Genomic DNA, 22,055 nt, shown 5'->3' with positions numbered 1-22,055 from the left:
TACGGTCGTCGGCATGGAGACGAACACGGACAGTGCGCGGGAGTACGGCATCGGTGAGCTGCTGGGGAGGGCGGTGGACGGGGCCCTGCCGGTGGTGCGGGAGATCCCGGACGGAGCGCTCGCGGGGCCCACGCCCTGTGCCGAGTACGACGTGAAGGACCTGGTCAATCACCTCTTCCACGTGGTCGTGGAGTTCCGGAAGCTGGCCGCGAAGGGGTCGGTGGACTTCACCCGGACCCCCGACCGGGTCGGGGAGGGCGCGGACTGGCGGGAGCGGTTCGCGCAGGCGGCACAGGCGCTGGTGGCGGCCTGGTCGGTGCCCGGCGCGGAGGAGGGCACGGCGGGGACGATGGACATGCCCGCGCGGACGCTGGGCTCGATGGCGCTGCTCGATGTGACCGTGCACGGGTGGGAGCTGGCGCGGGCCACCGGGCAGCGGGAGCCGTCGGCCGACCCGGCGGTGGTCGCGGAGCTGACGGGGCAGGTCGCGGGGCTGGCGCCGACCGCGCGGGCGATGGGGATGTTCGGGGAGCCGGTGGCGGTGGCGGAGGGGGCGCCGGAGTTCGAGCGGCTGCTGGGGGTGACCGGGCGGGACCCGGCCTGGAAGGCGTAGGGCGGCGGCGTACGGAAGAGGCGCGCGCGACGCCGGTGCGTGGGGCGTGGGGAATACCGGTGGGTGGGGTCTCGTTCTCCAGGTATAGTTGAACCGTAAACAACCTGGAGGGTGAGCGAGCATGCAGTTCGGGATCTTCACGGTCGGCGATGTCACGCCGGACCCCACGACGGGTCGGACGCCGAGCGAGCGGGAGCGCATCAAGGCGATGGTCGCGATCGCGCTGAAGGCCGAGGAGGTCGGGCTGGACGTCTTCGCGACCGGTGAGCACCACAACCCGCCGTTCGTGCCGTCGTCGCCGACCACCATGCTCGGTTACGTCGCCGCGCGCACGGAGAAGCTGATCCTCTCCACCTCCACCACCCTGATCACCACCAACGACCCGGTGAAGATCGCCGAGGACTTCGCGATGCTCCAGCACCTGGCCGACGGCCGGGTGGACCTGATGATGGGCCGCGGCAACACCGGCCCGGTCTACCCCTGGTTCGGCCAGGACATCCGGCAGGGCATCAACCTCGCCATCGAGAACTACGCCCTGCTGCACCGGCTGTGGCGCGAGGACGTCGTGAACTGGGAGGGGAAGTTCCGGACGCCGCTCCAGGGCTTCACGTCCACGCCGAGGCCGCTGGACGGGGTGGCGCCGTTCGTCTGGCACGGCTCGATCCGCTCGCCCGAGATAGCCGAGCAGGCCGCCTACTACGGCGACGGCTTCTTCCACAACAACATCTTCTGGCCCGCCGACCACACCAAGCAGATGGTCGAGCTGTACCGGGCCCGGTACGCCCACTACGGGCACGGCACGCCCGAGCAGGCGATCGTCGGCCTGGGCGGCCAGGTGTTCATGCGGCACAACTCGCAGGACGCGGTGCGCGAGTTCCGGCCGTACTTCGACAACGCGCCGGTCTACGGCCACGGGCCCTCCCTGGAGGACTTCACCGACCAGACCCCGCTGACCGTCGGCACGCCCGAGCAGGTCATCGAGAAGACGCTGGCCTTCCGGGAGTACGCCGGGGACTACCAGCGGCAGCTGTTCCTGGTAGACCACGCGGGGCTGCCGCTGAAGACGGTCCTGGAGCAGATCGACATGCTGGGCGAGGAGGTCGTGCCGGTGCTGCGCAAGGAGTTCGCGAACGGCCGTCCGGCCAACGTGCCGGAGGCGCCCACGCACGCGTCGCTGCTCGCCGCGGCCGCCTCGGAGGCCTCGGAGTCGGAGAAGAAGGAGGTCGGGGCATGAAGCTGGTCGTCGTCTCGGCGGGGCTGAGCGTGCCGTCGTCCACCCGGCTGCTGGCCGACCGGCTGGCGGCCGCGGTGGGCCGGCAGGCCGCCGGTGTCGAGGTCGAGGTGGTGGAGCTGCGCGACCTCGCGGTCGAGATCGCGCACAACTTCACGAACGGGTTCCCGGGGCGCAGGCTGGCGGCCGCGCTGGAGGCGGTGACGGAGGCGGACGGCGTGATCGCGGTCACGCCGGTGTTCACGGGCTCGTACAGCGGCCTGTTCAAGTCGTTCTTCGACGTCCTGGACAAGGAAGCGCTGGTGGGCAAGCCGGTGCTGATCGCGGCGACCGGGGGTACGGCCCGGCACTCGCTGGTGCTGGAACACGCGCTGCGGCCGATGTTCGCGTACCTGCGGGCGGTGGTCGTACCGACGGGCGTCTACGCGGCGTCGGAGGACTGGGGCGCGGAGGGCCTGGAGGCCCGGATCGAGCGGGCGGCCGGGGAACTGGCGGCGCTGATGACGGGGCTGAGCGGCGTGAAGCGGGAGGCTCCGCCGGCGGTGGTGCCGTTCGAGGAGCAACTGGCGAGGCTGGCGGCGAGCTGAGGTCGGCCGGGGGGTGTCGCTTACCGGCACTGGCAGGGTGCCTCCCCCAGAGGGGGTATCCCCAGCGCACACCCGTGCCGCCTGGGGGGGCACCTCCCAGGCCCTTGAGGCACTGGGGGAGGCACGACTGCCCGCAGCTGTGTGAGACACGGTTGGGAAGCGCCCCGTAAGGGGCGCGGGGCTGCATCGATTTGCGGCTACCGCCGCGCGGGCGCGACCAGCCCCCACCGGGCGACAGCCAGAACTCGACGCCCGTTGCCTCTGTGACGGTGAGAGGCAGGTAAAAAGGGTGATCGTAGGCCCGCTCACCCCGGCCGAACCGCCGGAGGCCTTGGCAGACTGGGTGCGTGCCCCCGACTGTGCTGCTCGCCGAAGACGACCGCGCCATCCGCCACGCCCTGGAGCGGGCCCTCACCCTGGAGGGTTATGAGGTGACTGCGGTCGCGGACGGTGTGGAAGCCCTGGCCCACGCCCATCGCGAGCGGCCGGACGTCCTCGTGCTCGACGTGATGATGCCCGGCATCGACGGCCTCCAGGTCTGCCGCGTCCTGCGCGCCGAGGGCGACCGCAGCCCCATCCTGATGCTGACCGCGCTGGTCGAGACCGCCGACCGGATCGCGGGACTGGACGCCGGCGCCGACGACTACGTCGTCAAGCCCTTCGACGTCGAAGAGGTCTTCGCGAGGCTGCGGGCCCTGCTGCGGCGCACCTCCCCGGTGACCACCGGCGGCGGCTCTGGCGGCGGCTCGGCCGGCGGCTCGGCCGGCCTCTCCGTCGCCGACCCCGGCCGGGAACCGCAGATCTCCGACCGGCAGATCGAGGCGGCCGGCCTGCGGATGGACCTCCAGGCCCGCCGGGCCTGGCGCGGCCGGCGCGAGCTGGAGCTGACCCGTACCGAGTTCGAGCTCCTGGAACTGCTCGCCCGCAATTCCGGGATCGTCCTGGACCACTCCACGATCTACGACCGCATCTGGGGCTACGACTTCGGCCCCGGCTCCAAGAACCTCGCCGTCTACGTCGGCTACCTGCGCCGCAAGCTCGACGAGCCCGGCGCCCCGCAGCTGATCCACACCGTCCGGGGCGTGGGTTACGTGCTGCGGGAGGACTGAGTGGGCCGCCTGAGGCGGCTCCGGCGGGTGCTGGTCAGGCGTCGGCCCAGGCTCGTCTCCCTGCGCACCACGTTCGTCGTCTCCTTCGCGGCCGTCACCGCGGCCGTCACCGTCGTCGTCGGCATCCTGTCGTACAACGCCGCCGCCCGGCTGGTCCGGGTGGACGAGCAGTCGGTGTTCACCCAGGTCGTCTCCGACGTCCAGGACGAGGTCAAGCAGCACCGGATGGTCCCGGAGGACTTCTTCTCCTCCAAGCCCGGACACGACCTGGTCCGGCCGCCCCGCACCGACGTCCAGGTGCTCGGCGAGCACGGCGAGACCGTCGACCACGGCAGTCCGGTGCTGCCCGTCACCGGCGCGGACCGGGCGGCCGCCATGGCGGCGAAGGCCGGGACGACGGCCCAGCGCAAGGACGTCCGGGTCGGCGACGACCTGTTCCGGATCGCCACGGTGGCGCTCGGCGACGGCCGGGGCGCGGTGCAGGTGGCGCAGGAGTTCAGTGACACGGAGGACCTGCTGCGGGCGCTCCAGCAGCGGACGCTGGCGCTGATGGCGGCCGTCGTGGTCGCCGCGGGGCTGTTCGGCTGGTGGCTGGCCCGGAGGATCACCCGCCGGCTGGTGATCCTCACCTCGGCCGCGGAGGACGTTGCCCGCACCCGGCAGCTCGGCATCCAGGTCCCGGTGACGGGACTGGACGAGGTGGGCCGGCTCGGCCGGGCCTTCGACCGGATGCTGGGGCGGTTGGCCCAGTCGGAGGAGGACCAGCGGCGGCTGGTCCAGGACGCCGGCCACGAACTCCGCACGCCTCTGACCTCGCTGCGTACGAACATCTCCCTGCTCCGCCGTATCGACGAACTCCCGCCGGCCACCCGGGACGAACTCGTCGCGGACCTCGGCCAGGAGGCGCGCGAGCTGACCGACCTGGTCAACGAGCTGGTCGACCTCGCGGCCGGGCAGTCCGACGCGGAGCCGCCGCAGCGGGTGGACCTGGCCGACATCGCGGAGGACGTCGCCGGGCTGGCCCGCCGTCGTACCGGCCGCGAGATCCTGCTCCGCGCGAGCGGCGACACGACCACCGACGGCCGCCCGGGCATGCTCCAGCGGGCCGTCTCCAACCTGGTCGAGAACGCGGCCAAGTTCGACCGGGACGGCAAGGCCCCCATCGAGATCAACGTCACCGGCCCCGCCCGGCCCGGCACGGTCCGCGTCGAGGTCCTCGACCGCGGCCCCGGGATCGCCGAGGGCGACCTGATCCGGATCTTCGACCGCTTCTACCGCGCCGCGGACGCCCGCTCCCTCCCCGGCTCCGGCCTCGGCCTCTCCATCGTCCGCGAGGTCGCGATGGCCCACGGCGGAGCCCCCTTCGCCTTCCGCAGGGAGGGCGGCGGCGCGGTGATCGGCTTCACGGTGGGCGGGGGGTTCGCGGGCGGCGGGGCGCCGCGCGGGTGAACCGCCGCCTCCCGTCCCCCTGGCGGCCGGGACCCGATCCCGAACGCCCTGGTCACGACCCCCAGGGAACCGTGAGGAACCCCTCCGCCCGCGCACTCGCCAACCCGATCCTCGGGATGTCGCCGCTCTTCGCGAACAGCAGGTACCGCGGTTCCCATATCGGGCGGTACTTCGCGTTCGCTCGGTACAGGGACTCGATCTGCCACCAGCGGGAGAAGAACGTCAGGGTCGCGTGCCAGAGGCGGAGGACCGGGCCGGCGCCGAGGCGGGAGCCGCGTTCGAAGACTGAGCGGAACATCGCGAAGTTCAGGGAGACCCGGTCCACCTTCAGGCCGGGTGCCTTGAGGAGGAGTTCCACGACCATGAACTCCATCAGGCCGTTCTCCGCGTCGCGGTCGCGGCGCATCAGGTCCAGGGAGAGGCCCTGTTCGCCCCAGGGGACGAAGCTGAGGAGGGCGCGGGGCACATCGTCGGCGTCCCGGCACTCCAGCATGACGCAGCGGCCGTCCGCCGGGTCGCCGAGGCGGCCGAGCGCCATCGAGAAGCCGCGTTCCGTGGTGCCGTCGCGCCAGTGGTCCGCCCGGTCGATCAGGAGGGACATCTCGTCGGCCGGGATGTCCTCGTGGCGGCGGACGCGGACCGTGTAGCCGGCTCGCCGGACCCGGTTGTGGGCCTGGCGGACCACACGCATCGCGCGGCCTTCGAGGGTGAAGTCGGCGATGTCGACGATGGCCTCGTCGCCCAGTTCCAGGGCGTCCAGGCCGTGGCGGGCGTAGATCGTGCCGGCCTCCTCGCTCGCGCCCATGACCGCGGGCGTCCAGGCGTGCTGCCGGGCCTCCGTCAGCCATGCGTCGATCGCGCCGGGCCACGCCTCCGGGTCGCCGATCGGGTCGCCGGAGGCCAGGCTGACGCCGCCGACGACGCGGTAGGTGATCGCCGCCTTGCCGGTGGGCGAGAAGATCGCCGCCTTGTCGCGGCGCAGGGCGAAGTAGCCGAGGGAGTCGCGGGCGCCGTGCCTGTCCAGCAGGGTGCGCAGCCGGGACTCGTCCTCGGGGCTGAGCAGGCGGCGGCCGCGCGGGGAGCGGAAGCCGGCGTAGAGGACCAGGCAGAAGGCGGCCGCGAGGAGGACGTTGATGACGATGTCGGTCCAGCGCGGGGCGTGGACCGCGGTGACGCGGTCGGCGAGCGGGCCGACGCTGACGCCCCTCAGGAGGGTGTAGGCGATCTCGTCGGGGAGGGTGGCGCCGGGGAGCTTGTTCGTCGCGTGGACGAGGAGCGTGCCCAGGACGCCGGTGACGGTCACGCCGCCCACGCCCACCGCCAGTGCCAGCCTCGGGTTCGACGGGTCGCCCACCGCGTGGAACTCCCGTCGGCTGATCAGCAGCGCGGCCACGAAGAGGCCGGTCAGGGCGGCGGAGACCCAGTTGAAGATGTGGGTGCGGTACTCGTGCTGGGTGAGGGCGAGGACGTAGAGGGCGAAGAGGGGGGTGGACAGGAGTACGTTGACCACCCACGCCGCTCGCTTGCGGCGCCGCATCACCAGCACGAAGAAGATGGCGAGGGCGGCCGAGACCAGGCCGGCCGTGGCCAGGTACGGGGTGAAGAACTGGCCGGAGTGGTGGGCGTGCTGCCGGTGCAGGTGCAGGGTGAGGCGGCCGTTGTTGTGTTCGTCGACCTCGTGCCGGAACGGCAGGGACATGACCGCCGCTATGTTCAGGACGGCGATCAGGCGCAGGTACCAGACGGTGGCGTCGGCGGCCCTCCTGCGCAGTGCGCCGCCGGGTGTGGCGGCGGAGGCGCGGCGGTCGGCGGACGCGCGCGCGGGGATCAGGGTCGGCTGCTGTGCGGGCATGGGGACCGGTCACCTTGGGGGACGGGGAGGGGGGACGATGGCGGAGGGAGCTGACCCTACAGTCTGTAGGGTAACGGCGCGGGCCGGGAGAGCGACCGCCCGCGGTGCGGAATACGGTGTGAAGAGGGGGAGGATCCTCTTACGGACACTCCCGCTCCGCCCGCCACCGGGCCACCAGCACCCACGCCAGGTTCCCGATCGCCGCCCCCGCCGCCACCGCCGCGACGATCACGCCGCCCGTCGCCAGCCCGTCGCTGAACAGGTGCGGGCGCCGGTCGAGGCTGTGCAGGCCGAAGCCGGACAGCTCGTACACGCCGACCGCCGCGACCAGCAGGCTCGCCACCAGCACCGCCACCGTGGGGGCGAGGCCGCGCCGCGCCTCCTGTGTGTCCGTGCCCTGCATGAGTACCCCCGATGAGCTGACGAGCCGCCGTGGCCGATGGGGAACCTACAATACGTAGGGTCCGGAAGGCCTAAGGACGTGCGTATTCACATCGGCGAGGACACGGGGGGCGGCGCGCCCCGGGCCGGTGTCCTCAGGGTTTGTCGGGGGTTCTCGGTCACAGCTTCCCGCCGTCGTGGTCCGCACGGGTGACGGCGCGGCGTACGCGGGGATGACGGCGCGGGAGGAATCGGTCGCCGCCGTACCCGGGCGGGGCGCCGCCGGGCTCCGTCTCCTGAGGAAACCCGGCGGGCGATCGGCCCTCTGGCCGCCGGCCGGGCTCAGCCGAACCGGCCCGCCACGTAGTCCGCCGTGCGCTGGTCCTGCGGGGAGTTGAAGACGGCGTCCGTGGCGCCGTGTTCGACGATGCCGCCCGGGGTGCCCTGCTCGGCCAGGAAGAACGCGCACTGCTGGGAGACACGCGCCGCCTGCTGCATGTTGTGGGTGACGATCACGATGGTGACCTGGCCGGCCAGGTCCTGGATCGTCTCCTCCACGCGGCGGGTGGAGGTGGGGTCCAGCGCCGAGCACGGCTCGTCCATCAGCAGGACCCGGGGGCGGACCGCCAGCGCCCGCCCGATGCACAGGCGCTGCTGCTGGCCGCCGGAGAGGGCGCCGCCGGGCTGGCGGAGCCGGTCGCGGACCTCCTTCCACAGGCCCGCGCGGGTCAGGGACTCCTCGACCAGCTCGTCCCGCTCCCGGCGGTTCACCTTCGTGCCGGTCAGCTTGAGACCGGCCACGACGTTGTCGTAGATCGACATCGCCGGGAACGGGTTCGGCTTCTGGAAGACCATGCCGATCCTGCGGCGGGCGTCGGTCAGGCGCCAGGACGGGTTGTAGATGTCCTCGCCCTCGAAGAGCACCTCGCCGCCGAACTGTGCCGAGGGGATCATCTCGTGCATGCGGTTGAGGGTGCGCAGGAACGTCGACTTGCCGCAGCCGGACGGCCCGATGAGCGCGGTGACCTCGCCCGCGGGCATGGTCAGCGACACCTGGCTGAGCACCTGGTGGGAGCCGAACCAGGCGGAGACGGCACGGGCTTCGAGGGTGGCGGGGGCGGGGCCGTCCACCACCGGGACGGCGGGCAGCACGGCGGTGTCGGTCGTCGCGGTGTCGGTCACGGCGGTGTCGGTCGTCGCGGTCTCGGTCATCTCATTCACCTGGTTCACAGCAGATTCGGCAGCAGTTCGGTGGTCCGCGTCGCGACCTGGAGGCCGAGCACCGCGACGACCGGGGCGAAGACGATCCATGTCTGGTGGCGGCCCCAGCGGTGCCAGGCCCAGACGGCGGCCACGGCGGTGAGCAGCAGCGCCTGCAGCCACATCACCAGCGGCCACGGCACCCCGGAGGGGCGGGCGAGGGGTTCCTCGGAGTCCGGCAGGGTGCCGGCGCGGATCACGGCCGAGGGGGTCTGGAACGTGTCGGAGACCAGGTCGGCGTCGACGCGCAGGACGCCCGAGGGCACGAACTTCGGTCCTGTCGCCGTGATCAGCACCAGCCGGCTCTTGCCGGCGGCGAGCGCGGTCGGTGCCGGGTCCCCGGCCCGTCGTACGTCGATGACCAGGTACTTCGCCTTGCCCTGGCCGGTGATCACGGTGAACGTGTCGCCCGTGGTCAGCTCGGAGAGCCTGCCGAACGGGCCGCCGTACGCCGCCGCCCGGCCCATCAGCACGCTGGTGCCGGCCTGGCCGGGCATCGGGGTGTCCCGGCGGTGCCCGGGGCCGTCGGTCAGCACGGAGGAGTCGGTGCCCTCGAGGACGACCTGGCTCAGGCCCAGCTTCGGAATCCTGACGATCGCGAGCGGGGTGCCCGGTGCCAGCAGCTTGCCGTCCTGGCCGGTCTGGGCCACCGGGGCGGTGCCGAGGGCGAGTTGCTCGCGCAGCTGGTCGAAGTCGGCGTGCTGCGCGGAGTGCTGCTGGGCTCCGCTGACCACCAGCAGCTGCACGGTGATGCCGAGCAGCAGGGCGGCGAGGCTGAGCAGTCCGCCCCGTGAGAGGTGGCGGACGAAGGTGAGGCTGCGGACGGGCCTGCGCGGCACGGCCGCAGCCAGAGCTTTCGGTGTCGGTACGGCGACGGTCACGGGGCCCGCCTCCTTCGGAAGACGCGTGCGGGGCCACCGGGAGCCGTGCGGCTCCCGGCGGGCCCGTCAGGGGGTTACTTGGAGGTGATGGTGAAGTTGGCGCCGGTCTTCGAGTTCACGGTCGAGGAACCGACGTAGAAGGCGTGCAGGGTGTGCTTGCCCTTGGCCAGCTTCGGCAGGGTGATGGTGACGTGGCCGCCGCTCAGGGTGCCGGTGGCGATGACCTTGGAGCCCTGGTAGATGCGGACGGTGCCGCCCGGGGTGGTGCCGGTCGCGGTGACCTTGACGGTGACCTTGCCCTTGGCGGTGTGGCTCACCGAGGTCGGGTGCGAGGTGGAGACGGCCGGCGTGGCCTTGGTGATCTTCAGGGAGACGGTCGTGGAGGACGCGTTGAGCTTGGAGGTGCCCGGGTACGAGACCGACAGCGAGTGCGTGGCGACCTTGAGGTGGTTCGACAGGCTGACGCTGACCTTGCCGGACGAGTCCAGGGTGCCGGTGCCGACGACCGTGGTGCCGTCCTTGACGGTGACCTTGCCGGTCGGCTTGACGCCGTGCGTGCCGGTGACGGCGACGGCGACCTTCGGGGTCTTGCCGTAGGCGGTGGTGGCGGTGGTCGCCTTGGTGGTGCTGGCGTACTTGACCGCACCCTTCCAGGTGGCGTCCGCGCCGGCGCCGATGACGTTGTAGCCGGTGACCGTGGCGGTGTAGGTGCCGTTGGCGAGACCGGGGAAGGAGAACGTCTTGGTGGTGGCCGGGACGTCCTTGGTGGCGACGACCCCGCCGTCCGCGTCCTCCAGCGTCACCCGGTAGTCGGTCAGCGGCAGCGGGGTGGCGGCCGGGGCCGTCCAGGACAGCTTCAGGCTGGCGTCGCCCACGGTGGTCTTCAGGGCGGGCGCGGCCGGCAGCGTGTTGCTGGAGGAAAGGCCCTCCAGGCCGCCCTGCATGGCGTGCTTGGCCTGCAGGTTGATGGAGCCGTTGTACGGCTCGTTGACGAAGCCGAACGCCGCGATGACCTTCTCGGCGTTGTCCGACGCCGTCGCGGCGATGTGGCTGCCGCTGGTGACGAAGACGTCGTAGAGGTCCTTGTCGAAGAAGATGCTGGTCGGGTCGATCGCCCGGCTCGGGACGACGTTGTAGACGTCACGGCCGAACGTCGAGTTCTCGTAGTAGGCCTGGACCGGGGCCAGCTTGCCGTTCACCGTGGTGACCGGGCTGGTGGCACCGGTGTCGTCGGGCAGCGTGATGGAGGCCAGGTGACCGCCGGCGGCGGCCGCGGCCTTGCTGTAGTCGGGGGAGACGCCGTTGTTCTGGGCGATCCAGGAGCCCACGGAGAACGGGACGAGCGCGCCGTCCTCGGTGAGGGCCGCGTTGGCCTGGTTCTCCTGGACGACCTGGACGTTCGCCCCGAGCGGCGTGGTGGACATGCCGATCGCCGCGAGGAAGAACTTGCGGGTGCCCGAGTTGTCCTGCGGGATCTTCGGGTGCAGGGTCTGGCCGTTCAGCTCCTTGAGCGAGCCTGAGTAGATCTCGAACAGTTGCTGCTTGGTCAGCGAGTCCAGGGCCGAGCCCTTGACCGCGACACCGATCGCGTCCCGGGCCATCGGGATGTAGGTGAGCGCCTTTCCAGTGGCGGTCGGGCCGCCGGAGGAGCGGGCGAAGTCGACCTGGCCCTTGATGGCGGTACCGGTGCCGGCCGGGAACTTGTCGCCGGTCAGCGACGCGGACAGGGCCTTCTGGCCGTTGCCGGAGCCGTTCGGGCGGGTGAACGCCGTGCCGCCGGAGCGGGTGATGATGGTGGACGCGGTGGAGCCGGTGCCGGGCTCGATCGCGTCGTACGAGGCGATGCCGGCACCGGCCGCCGACTTCACGGCGGTCGCGGCGTAGCTGGTGCCGTTGACGGTGTCGCCGGCCAGGGCGTTGACCACGTCCTGGGTGGTGTCCGAGCCCACACCGACCAGCTGGCGGAAGGTGCCGGCGGGGGTGGGGTCGGCGATCGCCGGGGTGGCGAGGGCCAGGCCACCGGCCACCACGGCCGCGGCGACGAGCGCCGCCGAGGAGCGCAGATTGCGCATCGAGAGTCTCCTGACGAGAGCTAGCTGGGGTGTTGCAGAGGGATCTGGCAGGGTGGTGCAGGCCGTCCGCCCCGACTGCCTTTCGGGGCGGGCGGCCGTCTGTGGGAACACCGGGTGGTGGTCCGGTCCGTGGAGAGCGCGCGAGGCGCTCGGGGGGTTACGGGAGCAGTCGGCGCAGTCGCCTGGACAGCTCCGGTAGTTCCGGTACGACGGTCACGGTCCGCCCGCCGGGTAGCGGAAGGCGCAGCGGCAGCCGCAGTCGTCCGCCGCCCGCGAAGGGTGCTCCGGCTCCGGCGACCGCACCGAGCGCGGCCCCGACCGGCACCGCATAGCGCAGCGGGTTCGCCGGGTCGGCCGGGGTGTTGCCGGCCGCGGTCGTCTCCAGCGCCTTGCCGCCGTCGAACGACGCCGACGCGCTCGGCGAGGCGCTGGCGCCGGCCCCACCGGCCCCGGCATCCGTGCCGCCGACGGCGCCCGTGCCCCCGGTGTCCCCGGCGGAGCCGGGCGCGCCGCCCCCGGAGGTGTCCGTGCCGCCGCCGTCGGCCGAATCGTCGCCGGTGGGGCTCGGCCCGGTGTAGTGGAGCAGCGCGTCGGCCGCCTTGTCGGTCTGGGCGCGCAGTTTCTTGGAGAGCGGGGCGTAGCCGACGGGCAGCTTGCCCGGGTCGGAGCCGGAGGTCTGGCCGGTGGCCGCCGCGTACCGCAGCAGGGCGGCGTAGTCCTCGCGGGCGGCCTTGGTCACCTTGCCGGGGCGTACCGCCGCGTAGATCAGCTGGGCCAGCGGATAGGCACCCTTGGCCGTGGCGTTCGCCGGGGTGATCTCGGCGACGCCGGAACCGGAGGCGCCCGCCGCGGCCGCGGTCAGGCTCGCCGCGGTCGGGGCGACGAACTTGCCCGCGCTGTTCTCCAGCTCGGCGGTCTGCAACCCGTAGCGGGCGGCGGAGGCCGCGTCCGTCACGGTGATCACGAAACGCGAGCCGACCGTCTGCGGACCGACGCTCTTGTACGCCGGCGGGCTGGCCAGCTGGTCCCAGCTGGACTTCCAGAGCGTGTCCGCGCGTCGGGTGTGCAGGGCGCCGGCGTGCATGTCGTCCACGTAGGGGTGGAAGTCGGTCATGCACTGCTCTTTGTCGTCGGGTGCGCCCGAGTTGGGCGGGATCGTGCACCAGGGGTCGTTCTTCGGGTACTCGTCGGTGTTCGACGGGTCGAAGGCGGCGCCGGACGGGTTCAGGTCCGCGTTGGTGCTGTAGTACGGGTTGACCCGCATCCCCTCGTCGTCGGGGACACCGGCGAGGAACTGCCGGGCGTCCTTGTCGGCGACGATCCACTGCCAGAGCGCGCGGGCGGTGTCGGTGTGGCCCAGCGAGGTCATCAGGTCGGTGTCGGTGGCCGGCGTTTCGGCGACCGAGAGGTTGGCGAACTCGGGGTTCAGGGCGATGAACTCGGGGTCGGAGGCGAGTCCCGCCGGGTTGTTCTTCGCCCAGCCGTACCCCTTGGCCACGCCGCTGTCGAGCACCGAACCCCAGGTGGAGTTGCGGTACGACTCGGTGAGCAGCTTGGCGAGCAGGCGAGGGTTGAGCTTGATCGACTCGACCTTGGTGCCCGCGAGCTTCTGGACGCTGTCTGGCGCCGTGGACTTGGGTCTGCGTTCGATCGTGAACCCGATGACGGCCCCGCTCAGCGCGACGGGTGCGTAGGTCGTCGTACCCGATGGCGCGGTGGTGCCCTGGTCGACGCCGAGTTTGCGGGTGGTGAAGGCGAGGCCGGTGGAGCCGTCCGAGATGAGCCGGGCCCGGGTGTTGGGCTCGCCGTACTCGGTGTAGCTGTAGACCTTGCCCTCCGAGCACAGCGTGGCCTGCCAGCTGGTCATCGCGTCGGCCACCAGCTCGCTGCCGGTGGTCGGGCGTTCGTCGGAGCCGAGGGCGCAGTTGGTGCCCACGCTGTTGAAGTCCAGCTTGACGGCGACGCGGTTCTTCCAGTTGGTCGAGGAGACCGGGGAGCCCGCGTTGACGTGGCTCTGGTCCGCGTACGGCTTGCCGTCCAGGTCGAGGCGGCCCTGCGGGACGATCACCAGCCAGCAGGAGCGGGGCTTGGTGACGCCGTCGGTGGTGACGGGTACGCCGCAGCCGAGGTGCGGGGCCTCGTTGGCGGTCTGGACCTCGAAGTACTCCTGGCCCTTGCCGTCGGCGCTGGTGCGGGCGAAGTCGACCTCGTTGGTGGTGTTGTAGTTGAAGAGGGGGTTGTTCTGGGTGTTCCTGGTGATCGTGGTGCCGTCCACCGACTTGAAGGGGACCTCACCGGGCGCGTTGGGGTTGGTGGCGCCGTACCGGTCGTCCTGGCCGTAGTTGGTGGGTTCGGCGCTGTAGAAGATCTGCCGGGTGTCGTCCTGCCCGTTGCCCGGCCAGCCGCTTCGGTCCGTGGTGGGGGAGGCGCCGAACTGGCACTGGGTGCGCGACGGGCCGGGGTTGGACGGGACCGTGCCGTCGTCGTCGCCCCAGCACTGCATGATCTGTACGAAGTCGGTGTTGAACTGCGAGCCGGCGAAGGCGGTCGGCGTGCCGCCGGTCCAGCTCACCGAGATGGCCTGGCTGGTGAGGTGCGTGGTCTGGCTGACCGTGAACTTCATGTCCTGGAACTCACCGCGTCCGGACACTGTCACGGCGGATCCCGCGCCGCTCGCCGCGGTGGCGGACGGGGCGGCCTGGGCCACGGCGAGACCGGCGAGGGCGCCGACGGTGGCCCCGGCCAGCAGCCGGACGAGCGCGTTTCTGATCCGTCGTCTCATCGGGTACTCCCGTCGCCCGAGGGGCCGTTGCCCTTGCCGTCGCCCTTGTTGCCCACCAGCCGGGAGACCAGCGAGGGCAGCAGGAGCAGGCCGAAGACCAGGACGGCGGCCAGCAGCATCAGCGTCTGGGTGGCGGTCCAGCCGTGCGCGGTGGCCACGGCGACCGGCTGGGCGAGGGCGACGGTGCCACCGGCGGTCGTACCGGCGCTGGATCCGGTGCCGTCGGAGCCGGTGCCGTCCGGGGAGATGGTCTGGCCGGTGTCTGGGTCGACGGAGGGCGTGGCGCTGCTTCCGCCGGCGGAGCCGCCGGTGTCGCCGCCGGTGCCGGTCGCGCCGCCGGAGGTGCTGCCGCCGGAGCCGCCGGAGGTGCCGCCGCCGTTGTTGCTGGAGTTGCTCTTGGTGCCGCCGGTGCCCGTGCTGCAGGGCGCGGCGCCCTTCTTGTCACAGGCCGCGGGGTAGGGCGCGGTCTGGGCCAGTCTGTTCTGGCCGCTGGTGGTGAAGGTCGGGTTGTTGCAGTTCTTGATGTTGATGTTCTGCGTCTTCACGCCCGGGATCCGGCGGATCTGGTCGAAGCCGGCCTGGACGAGGTTGATCGGCAGCGGCGAGTAGCCGAGCTTCGGCGCCTGTTGCTGTCCCTGGCACATGAAGTAGTAGGAGAAGGCGCCGAGCGTCTTGCCCTTGTCCTTGGTGAAGGTGCCCTGGACCTTCAGCGGCAGGATCATGTACGAGTAGCTGGACAGCGGGTAGTTGCGCCGGTCGGTGTCGTTGTAGACACCGTTGAGCTGCTGGGTGAGGTAGTCCGCCGAACTCTTGTTGGTGTTGATCTTCGCCTTGAGGAGCGAGACCGCCACGTTCGAGGGGGTCGGCTCGGTGTAGTAGCCCGCGTGGTTCAGGACCTTCGCGACGGGATACCGCGCGTTGATGGCGTACGAGTAGTTGACGTACCCGATCGCGCCCTCGCCGTAGTTCTGGGCGACGTAACCGGCGACGCCGAGGTCACCGGACTGGGCGATCATGCCGGAGACGGTGGGGTAGTACGAGGTCTGGCCGCAGGCTCCGGACCGGCCGACCTTCGCGCAGTACGCGTTCCACAGCGACTTGTGCTGGTTCGCCATCCACATCGTGAACTGGGCGGTGGAGCCGGAGCCGTCCGAGCGGACCACCGGGACGATGGTGCGGTGCGGCAGCTGGAGGCCGGGGTTGTCGGCCTTGATCACCGGGTCGTCCCAGGTCTTGATGGCCCCGGTGAAGATCTTGGTGACCACGTCTCCGGAGAGGCGGAGGTTGGTGACCCGCTTGCCGTTGACGGTGAGGTGGTACATGAAGACGGTGCCGCCGGCCACGATCGGCATGTAGGCGTACGACCCGGAGGCCGGGCGCTCGGCCGCGCTGCCGTCGGTGGGGTTCGTCTGGAACGGGATGTCGGAGACGGCGAAGTCGACGGTGCCGGAGAGGAACTGGCGGCGGCCGTCGGAGGAGCCGGTGCCGGCGTAGCTGATGCGCATGCCGTACTGGTTGACGGCGCGACGCCATTCGTCGACGGCGTTCTCGGCCCAGGTGGAGCCGGCGCCGGCGATGGGGGTGTACGAGTCGGCGACGGCGGGGGTACCGGCGAGGGTGCCGATGATGCCGAGCAGTGCGGCGAGGATGCCCAGCCGTCGGAGGGCGTTGATGACAGGGCTGGACATCAGTGGCTGTCTCCTGTTGCGAGGTCTTCGTTCCCACCCGCACCACCCGTGCGGATTTCGTCGTCGGGTGCGGGTGGCCCCTGTGGGGCCTGCTCGTCGTCGGCGGGCTCGGGTGCGTCGGCTTTGGGGGCCTGCTCGCCGTTGGCGGGTGCGGGCACGTCGGCTTTGGGGGCCTGCTCGCCGTTGGCGGGTGCGGGTGCGGGTGTGTGGGGGCTGGGGGCGCCGTTCCCCGCGCCCCTTTCGGGGCGCTCGCCGTGCTCGTCGGTCTCAGAAGCACCGGGCTCGAACAACTCCAGTCCCGGCGTGTGGAGTTCGGCGAACCTCGTCGTGTCCCGGCGGGACGCCCTCGCCGCTCTTCTCGCCTGGCGCTTGTTCTGGTGGCCGGGGCCGCGGCCGCCGATCACCCGGGCGATCGCGAAGAGGACCAGGACCAGTGCCATCAGGACCGCCGCCGAGCCGAAACCGCGGGCGATCATCGTCGGCTCGGGGGACTTGACGAAGTTGAAGACGGCTAGGGGGAGGGAGACCATCGGGCCGCTCGTCGGGTCGGCGTTGAGCGCCGCCGTGAAGCCCGCCGTCAGCAGGACCGGGGAGGTCTCGCCGATGCCGCGGGCCGTGCCGAGGATGACGGCGGTGGCGAGACCGGAGCGGGCCGTCGGCAGGACCACGTGCCAGACCGTCCGCCAGCGCGGGGCGCCGAGGGCCTCGGACGCCTCCGTCAGGTTGCCCGGCACCAGGCGCAGCACCACGTCCGCCGCGCGGATCACGATCGGCAGCATCATCACGCTGATCGCGAAGCCCGCCGCCAGACCCGACTTCTGCATGCCGAGACCGAGGATCCAGACCGCGTACACCATCAGGCCGGCCACGATCGACGGCAGCGCGGTCATCGCCTCGACGATCGTCCGGACGAACCGCGAGAAGCGGCCGCGGATCTGGTTGAGGTACACCGCGCAGGCCAGGCCCAGCGGGACCGTGATCGCCAGCGCGATGGTGATCATGATGAGCGTGCCGAGCATGGCGTGCGCGATGCCGCCGTGGGTCAGCGGGTCGAGCGGGCCCGCCGCCTGCATGTCCTGGGTGAAGAAGTTGCCGTGCGGCAGGGCCTCCCGGCCGCGCCACGCGGTGAAGCCGACGACCATCGCGAGCGCGAGGAACATCAGCCCGCCCGCGGTCCACAGGACGACCGTCATCACCCGGTCCCGTACCGCCTGCCCGTCCTCCTCAAGGCCTGTCAACACCGCGTAGATACCCAGGAATGAAAGGTATGCGGTGACGAAGAAGCCCAGTCCCCCCGAGAACGGGGCGAGTTCGCCGAAGAGGAGGATGGCGGTGCACAGCCCGGAGGCGGCGGCGCCGAACAGCGACAGCACCCCGGAGCGGGTGAGCCCGCCGATCCGGCGCGGCACGTCGGGGAGCCCGGCGACCGGGTCGTTCGCGGTGCCGTCCGCGGTGCCGTCCGCGAGGACCTCCCGGGGGGCGTCCTGCGGAACGTTCTTCTCAAGGTCTACGACGGTCATCGTCACCCCTCGCTCTGCGCGCCGGACCGTGACCGCGCCACGATCGAGGAGGCGGTGAAGTTGACCGCCAGGGTGAGCAGGAACAGCGCCAGGCCCGCGGCCATCAGCGCCGACATGCCGAAGGTGGAGGCATCGCCGTAGTGCAGGGCGATGAGGGAGGAGACCGAGTTCGAGCCGGTCTGCAGGATGTGCGGCTGGATCGCGAAGACCGGGGAGATGATCAGGTAGACCGCGATGGTCTCGCCGAGCGCCCGGCCAAGGCCCAGCATGGTGCCGCCGATGATCCCGCCCATGCCGTACGGCAGGACGACCGCGCGGATCATGCCCCAGCGGGTGGCGCCGAGCGCGTAGGCGCCCTCGCGTTCACCGGCCGGTGCCTGGGCGAACACCTCGCGCATCACCGAGCACTGGATCGGCGCGACCATCAGGGCGACGACGATTCCGGCGACGAAGGTGGAGGCGGTGTAGACGCTCTGGGAGGAGAGGGGTTCGCCCGGCTGGACGCCGTCGACGTGCAGGAACGGGATCCACCCGAACCAGTCCGACAGCCAGCGGGACAGCCCGATCACATGCTCCTGGAGGAAGAACAGCCCCCACAGGCCGTAGACCACGGACGGCACGGCAGCCATCAGGTCCACCATCGTGACGAGCGTGCGGCGCAGGGGCCGGGGCGCCACGTCCGAGATGAACAGCGCGGTGCCGAGGGCCAGCGGCACGCTGATGGTGACGGCGACGGCGGCGATGAGCAGTGTGCCGGTGAGTACGGCCGCGATGCCGAACCTGTGCACGTCCGGCTGCCATTCGGCGGTCGTGAGGAAGGCCCAGACGCCTCTCGCCCGCAGCGCCTGCCCGGCCCGGAGCAGCAGGAACAGCCCTACGGCGGCCATGATGGCGAGGACGATGCCGCCCGTGGCCGTCAACTGGTACCGGAACATCCGGTCCCCGAGCCCCCGGGCAGCGGACAGCCGCCTGGGCACGGGTCTTTCGGATTCCGCCCCGGCGGAACCCTCAAGCGTGGACACCACTGTGTCCCCCCTATACGAAAACGATTCTCCCCACACGGCCCCGAAATGGGGTGCCGCGCGGGGAGAGTCAATGGCCGGTTCCTTGCGCACCAGCACGTCGAATGTGGAGAACAGGTGAACCGTTCATGCCATTTCGGTGGGGGAGATGTGGGTGCCTGTGTACTGGAGGGTCAGGCGGGGCCGGGTCGACGGGGCGGCGTGCGGGAGCGGAGGCGGGCGTGGGCGGGTGTGAAGGTGCCGGTGAAGGGGTGCGCGGGGCGTGCCGGCGGCCCGAACGCGGCCGGGGGCGGGGCGCCGAGGCTGCGGTCGGGTGACGGGGGAGTTAAGTCCCTTGCCACGTAGCGGAGTTGATCCGCGGTCCGGGTGGGGGCGCCCGGGCGGAGGCGGGGGAGGGAGATGAGCCAAGAGCCGGGCACGCTGGTTCGGCCATGTCCGGGCGAAGCCGGTCCGGCCGAGGGAGGGCCTGGTCGGACGGTTGACTCGCTGGCCGGGCGGAGCGGGTTGGATCGCTGGCCGGGCGGAGCGGGTTGACGCGCTGGCCGGGCGAAGCCGGTCCGGCCGAGGGAGGGCCTGGTCGGACGGTTGACTCGCTGGCCGGGCGGAGCCGGTTCGGGCGTGGGGTGGCGGCGGCCCGGCTCAGTCGCGGCCGGCGCCGACGTGCGCGGCGTTGTCGAGGATGCGCTTGACGGCCTGCTCGTTCCGGCCGAGTACCGCCTTCTCCAGGCTGTGGTCGTCGTGCCGGGAGAATCGTTCCCCCTCGGCGACGTCCTCCTTGCTCAGCACACGTCCGCACCACTCGCCCTGGTCGCCGGTGCCGTCGTCGAAGGGCACGGATCCGCCCTCGCCGAGGACCACCCAGCCGCCTTCGCGCCAGCGCAGGGCGAGCAGGTAGGTGTGGCCGACCTCGAGCCGGGGCGCGTCGGTGGCCGGCTGCGCCACGCGGGTGCCACTGGACCGGTAGACCTGCCAGCCCGGGGCGACCAGGTCGAAGTCCGACCCGAGGGCGTGCCGGGGTGAGCTGCGGGACCACACCCTGCTGCCGGTCCGGAAGCTCACCAGCCGGTCCGTCGCGTACGCGACCGATCCCTTGCGGTAGTTCCGCCGGTTGGTCTCCTGCTCCCGGGTAGGGCTGGCGACGACGACGTGATCGGCGTACGACACCCAGTCCCGCGCGGTCTGCGACGGATAGAGGTCCCCCGCTGTCCCGCACCCCGGCACCGACTCCAGCCCCGGTCCGCCGACCAGCACGCCGGCGACGATGCCGACGGCGGCCAGAACCGCGGCGACGGGCCGCGCCGGCACACGCCGAGGCATGACAGATCGTTCCCCCATGATGAAGCGTCCCCCCGTGCGTGAAACCAGTCCCTGCGGAGCCGGATCCGGTCAAGATCCATAACCGCGGTGATCACCTTAAGCAGGGTCCGACGGAAGTGGACAAGGATCACCACGGCCCGGCACAGAACTGTGACGCGGCGGCGGGAGTGCGGCTCAGCAGCCCTCGCCGGCCGGGACGAACTCCAGCCGGGCGTGCTCGCCCGCGGTCCGGGCGTCGACGTACACCGAACCGCTGACCCGGTACCAGACGTCGTCCCGCGTCGTGTCGCCGTTCACGTCGTCCAGCTCCACGCACCACTTCTCGGTGCGCACGGTCCTCCGGTAGGTCTCGGTGCCGCTGCGGACCTTGGTGCAGGACCGGTGCCGCTCGGTGGTGTACCAGGTACGGGTCGTGCGTCTGCTGCCGGTCCCGCTGCTGGAGGTGTGCCGGACCCGGCGGGTGGTGGTGGAGCACTTGCTGACCATGTGGGGCCGGGTTGCTTTGGCGGTCTGCACGGGGACGTGCCGGACGGAGTCCTTCAGCCCGTGGACGGTGCTGTCCTGAGCGGAAGCGGTGCTGTCGTACCCGGAGGTGGCGCTGTCGTACCCGGAAGTCGTGTCGTTTCCGCCCGAGGTGCTGTCGTCCCCGCCCGAGACGGTGTCGCTCTGCTCCCAGGCGATGCCGTCGTCGTCTCCGCCGTCGCCGCCACCGGAACACGCACCGAGCGTGCCGATCAGAATCGCCATAACCCCGCTCATGATGAGCCGCTTTCCGAACATGAATCCCCGCCCCTGTGAACCGTGCCGATCACCGGACGGTGATCCCGCCGATTCTGCACGGAACCCGTGCGCGGACGCCGAGCGGCCCGGGTATAGCGTCGCGCAGTGGACCTGACCTGACCCGTTTCGTCCCGGACCGAAGGAGGATGAGCCGGATGGCCGAGCTGACCGTGGGCCGGCTGCTGACGTCGTGGCAGCTGGATGTGCCGGCGCTGCTGCTGGTCGTGGCCCTGGGCGCGCTGTACGGCTGGGGCGTGCTGCGGGTACGTGCGAAGGGCGGGCCCTGGTCGCCGGCCCGCACCGCCGCCTTCACGGTCCTGGGTCTGGGCGCGCTGGTGGTGGCGACGATGTCGGCCCTCGCCGTCTACGACCACGCGCTGTTCTGGCCGGCCGCCGTCCAGAACATCCTGCTCGACCTCGTCGCGCCGCTGGGCCTGGCGCTGGGTGACCCGCTCCGTCTCGCGGTGGAGGCACTGCCGGAGCCCGCGGCGGCACGGCTCCGCCGCACGATGACCGGCCGCCTGATCCGCCTCCTGACCTTCCCCCTGGTCAGCACGGCGCTGGTGCTCACCACCGAGCTGACCATCTACTTCACCCCCTACTTCGGCACCGCGCTGCGGGTGGGCTGGCTGCACGAGCTGATGTACCTGCACCTGCTGGCGGCGGGCTGCCTGTTCGTCGTACCGGTGCTGACCCGGGAGGAGACCCTCCCCGCCTGGTGCACCCACCCGGTCCGGGCGGCCCTGGTCTTCCTGGACGGGGTGATCGACGCGATCCCGGGCGTGGTCGTCATGACGCACGGCACGCTGATCGCCGGTGCCTGGTATCTGCACCACCACCCGTCCTGGTCCCCGGACGTCCGGCACGACCAGCAGATCGGCGGCGGCGCGATGCTGAGCATCGCCGAGCTGGTCGCGTTGCCGTTCCTGCTGGTGATCCTGTTCCAGTGGGCGCGGGCGGAACGGGTGCAGACGGCGGCGCTCGACCGCCACCTGGACCGGCAACAGGCCGCCGAGGCCTCCGCCGCCCCGGCCCGTGTCCCCACCACGACCACCCCGTCCGCCGAACGGGTCCGCCCCTGGTGGGAGACGGAGAAGAACGAGGTGGCCGCGAGAATCCGCCGCCAGCACGGCGACGGGTGACCGGTTCTGTACGCGATCGGCGGGTGATGTCTTCTCTGAGAGCCAGAGGACTGTCCTTCTCTGACCGAATCTGAACCAAACGCATTATGGATTGCCCTGAATGCGTTCATGTTCTCTCGCAAAACTTCGTGTAGCGCTGATGATCCAATAGGCGCCCTTACACTTGGGAGCGCACCGCAGCATCATGGGGGCGCGCCTCGCGCTGCCGAGCCACCGTCGTCAGGGGGAGGACCCACGGTATGGGAGAGCCTGCGAAGGACTTCTGTTCCGACCTGCTCGATCTGTCCGGGGCCTCTTTGACGGAGCTTCAGTCCAGTGACGATCCCGCGCTGCGCAGCGCATTGAGCCGGATGGATGTCCAGGCGACCC

The 22,055-nt window shown here is 71.5% G+C and carries 17 protein-coding genes; 6 read left to right on the top strand and 11 right to left on the bottom strand.

The window, feature by feature from the left end; genetic code table 11:
• Nucleotides 1-13: 13 nt before the first annotated feature.
• The 5 genes from ACZ5K7_RS37890 to ACZ5K7_RS37870 all read left to right on the top strand — a co-directional run bounded on the left by ACZ5K7_RS37890 (nucleotide 14) and on the right by ACZ5K7_RS37870 (nucleotide 4,989).
• Nucleotides 14-613 carry a TIGR03086 family metal-binding protein gene (locus ACZ5K7_RS37890; protein ID WP_468921131.1) on the top strand — a complete coding sequence of 200 codons (600 nt, stop codon included), beginning with the start codon at nucleotides 14-16 and terminating at the stop codon, nucleotides 611-613.
• 121 nt (nucleotides 614-734) lie between these two features.
• On the top strand, nucleotides 735-1,847 hold the full coding sequence (locus ACZ5K7_RS37885; RefSeq protein WP_351694382.1) for an LLM class flavin-dependent oxidoreductase: 1,113 nt from the start codon (nucleotides 735-737) through the stop codon (nucleotides 1,845-1,847).
• Nucleotides 1,844-2,431, top strand: coding sequence for an FMN reductase (locus tag ACZ5K7_RS37880; protein ID WP_351694379.1), 588 nt, complete (start codon nucleotides 1,844-1,846; stop codon nucleotides 2,429-2,431). The genes ACZ5K7_RS37885 and ACZ5K7_RS37880 overlap by 4 nt, the downstream gene beginning before the upstream one ends.
• A 347-nt stretch (nucleotides 2,432-2,778) precedes the next feature.
• Nucleotides 2,779-3,540 carry a response regulator transcription factor gene (locus ACZ5K7_RS37875; protein ID WP_351694376.1) on the top strand — a complete coding sequence of 254 codons (762 nt, stop codon included), beginning with the start codon at nucleotides 2,779-2,781 and terminating at the stop codon, nucleotides 3,538-3,540.
• 9 nt (nucleotides 3,541-3,549) lie between these two features.
• Nucleotides 3,550-4,989 carry a HAMP domain-containing sensor histidine kinase gene (locus ACZ5K7_RS37870; RefSeq protein ID WP_468921206.1) on the top strand — a complete coding sequence of 480 codons (1,440 nt, stop codon included), beginning with the start codon at nucleotides 3,550-3,552 and terminating at the stop codon, nucleotides 4,987-4,989.
• 52 nt (nucleotides 4,990-5,041) lie between these two features.
• Here ACZ5K7_RS37870 and ACZ5K7_RS37865 read toward each other — a convergent pair whose 3' ends face one another.
• The 11 genes from ACZ5K7_RS37865 to ACZ5K7_RS37815 form a co-directional block, all read right to left on the bottom strand.
• Nucleotides 5,042-6,841 (bottom strand): phosphatidylglycerol lysyltransferase domain-containing protein, encoded by a 1,800-nt coding sequence (locus ACZ5K7_RS37865; RefSeq protein WP_468921127.1) that lies wholly within the window; start codon nucleotides 6,839-6,841, stop codon nucleotides 5,042-5,044.
• A 139-nt stretch (nucleotides 6,842-6,980) separates the two neighbouring features.
• Nucleotides 6,981-7,244 (bottom strand): hypothetical protein, encoded by a 264-nt coding sequence (locus ACZ5K7_RS37860; protein ID WP_351694364.1) that lies wholly within the window; start codon nucleotides 7,242-7,244, stop codon nucleotides 6,981-6,983.
• A gap of 320 nt (nucleotides 7,245-7,564) precedes the next feature.
• On the bottom strand, nucleotides 7,565-8,434 hold the full coding sequence (gene pstB, locus ACZ5K7_RS37855) for a phosphate ABC transporter ATP-binding protein PstB (protein WP_351741197.1): 870 nt from the start codon (nucleotides 8,432-8,434) through the stop codon (nucleotides 7,565-7,567).
• A gap of 14 nt (nucleotides 8,435-8,448) precedes the next feature.
• A complete protein-coding gene (locus ACZ5K7_RS37850; protein ID WP_468921124.1) occupies nucleotides 8,449-9,363 on the bottom strand; it encodes a sortase in 915 nt (304 codons plus the stop codon).
• 74 nt (nucleotides 9,364-9,437) lie between these two features.
• The gene (locus tag ACZ5K7_RS37845) at nucleotides 9,438-11,435 is read right to left on the bottom strand and encodes an Ig-like domain repeat protein (protein WP_468921121.1); all 1,998 of its coding nucleotides are present in this window, start codon (nucleotides 11,433-11,435) and stop codon (nucleotides 9,438-9,440) included.
• 157 nt (nucleotides 11,436-11,592) lie between these two features.
• Complete coding sequence (locus ACZ5K7_RS37840) at nucleotides 11,593-14,217, bottom strand: hypothetical protein (RefSeq protein ID WP_468921119.1); 2,625 nt, start codon at nucleotides 14,215-14,217, stop codon at nucleotides 11,593-11,595.
• Nucleotides 14,214-15,905 carry a phosphate ABC transporter substrate-binding protein PstS gene (locus ACZ5K7_RS37835; protein WP_468921116.1) on the bottom strand — a complete coding sequence of 564 codons (1,692 nt, stop codon included), beginning with the start codon at nucleotides 15,903-15,905 and terminating at the stop codon, nucleotides 14,214-14,216. Before ACZ5K7_RS37835 ends, ACZ5K7_RS37840 begins: the two co-directional genes overlap by 4 nt.
• Nucleotides 15,905-17,425, bottom strand: coding sequence for a phosphate ABC transporter permease PstA (gene pstA / locus ACZ5K7_RS37830; RefSeq protein WP_468921113.1), 1,521 nt, complete (start codon nucleotides 17,423-17,425; stop codon nucleotides 15,905-15,907). The genes ACZ5K7_RS37835 and pstA overlap by 1 nt, the downstream gene beginning before the upstream one ends.
• A gap of 2 nt (nucleotides 17,426-17,427) precedes the next feature.
• Nucleotides 17,428-18,402 carry a phosphate ABC transporter permease subunit PstC gene (gene pstC / locus ACZ5K7_RS37825; protein ID WP_468921110.1) on the bottom strand — a complete coding sequence of 325 codons (975 nt, stop codon included), beginning with the start codon at nucleotides 18,400-18,402 and terminating at the stop codon, nucleotides 17,428-17,430.
• A gap of 684 nt (nucleotides 18,403-19,086) precedes the next feature.
• Nucleotides 19,087-19,764: a hypothetical protein gene (locus ACZ5K7_RS37820; RefSeq protein ID WP_468921107.1), complete on the bottom strand. Its 678-nt coding sequence runs from the start codon at nucleotides 19,762-19,764 to the stop codon at nucleotides 19,087-19,089.
• 174 nt (nucleotides 19,765-19,938) lie between these two features.
• On the bottom strand, nucleotides 19,939-20,511 hold the full coding sequence (locus ACZ5K7_RS37815) for a hypothetical protein (RefSeq protein WP_468921104.1): 573 nt from the start codon (nucleotides 20,509-20,511) through the stop codon (nucleotides 19,939-19,941).
• Between the two features lie 179 nt (nucleotides 20,512-20,690).
• On the opposite strand from ACZ5K7_RS37815, the gene ACZ5K7_RS37810 reads away from it, so the two are divergent.
• On the top strand, nucleotides 20,691-21,686 hold the full coding sequence (locus ACZ5K7_RS37810) for a cytochrome c oxidase assembly protein (RefSeq protein ID WP_468921101.1): 996 nt from the start codon (nucleotides 20,691-20,693) through the stop codon (nucleotides 21,684-21,686).
• The last annotated feature ends 369 nt before the right edge of the window (nucleotides 21,687-22,055 follow it).

The sequence above is a fragment of the Streptomyces sp. NPDC031497 genome (assembly GCF_055580905.1).
This window is presented reverse-complemented; position numbering and strand designations above follow the sequence as displayed.

Coding starts and splice junctions, on each gene's coding strand:
- ACZ5K7_RS37890 (WP_468921131.1), top strand. CDS start 14: ATGGAGACGAACACGGACAGTGCGCGGGAGTACGGCATCGGTGAGCTG.
- ACZ5K7_RS37835 (WP_468921116.1), bottom strand. CDS start 15,905: ATGTCCAGCCCTGTCATCAACGCCCTCCGACGGCTGGGCATCCTCGCC.
- ACZ5K7_RS37810 (WP_468921101.1), top strand. CDS start 20,691: ATGAGCCGGATGGCCGAGCTGACCGTGGGCCGGCTGCTGACGTCGTGG.
- pstB (WP_351741197.1), bottom strand. CDS start 8,434: ATGACCGAGACCGCGACGACCGACACCGCCGTGACCGACACCGCGACG.
- ACZ5K7_RS37820 (WP_468921107.1), bottom strand. CDS start 19,764: ATGCCTCGGCGTGTGCCGGCGCGGCCCGTCGCCGCGGTTCTGGCCGCC.
- ACZ5K7_RS37840 (WP_468921119.1), bottom strand. CDS start 14,217: ATGAGACGACGGATCAGAAACGCGCTCGTCCGGCTGCTGGCCGGGGCC.
- ACZ5K7_RS37885 (WP_351694382.1), top strand. CDS start 735: ATGCAGTTCGGGATCTTCACGGTCGGCGATGTCACGCCGGACCCCACG.
- ACZ5K7_RS37815 (WP_468921104.1), bottom strand. CDS start 20,511: ATGGCGATTCTGATCGGCACGCTCGGTGCGTGTTCCGGTGGCGGCGAC.
- ACZ5K7_RS37860 (WP_351694364.1), bottom strand. CDS start 7,244: ATGCAGGGCACGGACACACAGGAGGCGCGGCGCGGCCTCGCCCCCACG.
- ACZ5K7_RS37880 (WP_351694379.1), top strand. CDS start 1,844: ATGAAGCTGGTCGTCGTCTCGGCGGGGCTGAGCGTGCCGTCGTCCACC.
- ACZ5K7_RS37845 (WP_468921121.1), bottom strand. CDS start 11,435: ATGCGCAATCTGCGCTCCTCGGCGGCGCTCGTCGCCGCGGCCGTGGTG.
- pstA (WP_468921113.1), bottom strand. CDS start 17,425: ATGACCGTCGTAGACCTTGAGAAGAACGTTCCGCAGGACGCCCCCCGG.
- ACZ5K7_RS37865 (WP_468921127.1), bottom strand. CDS start 6,841: ATGCCCGCACAGCAGCCGACCCTGATCCCCGCGCGCGCGTCCGCCGAC.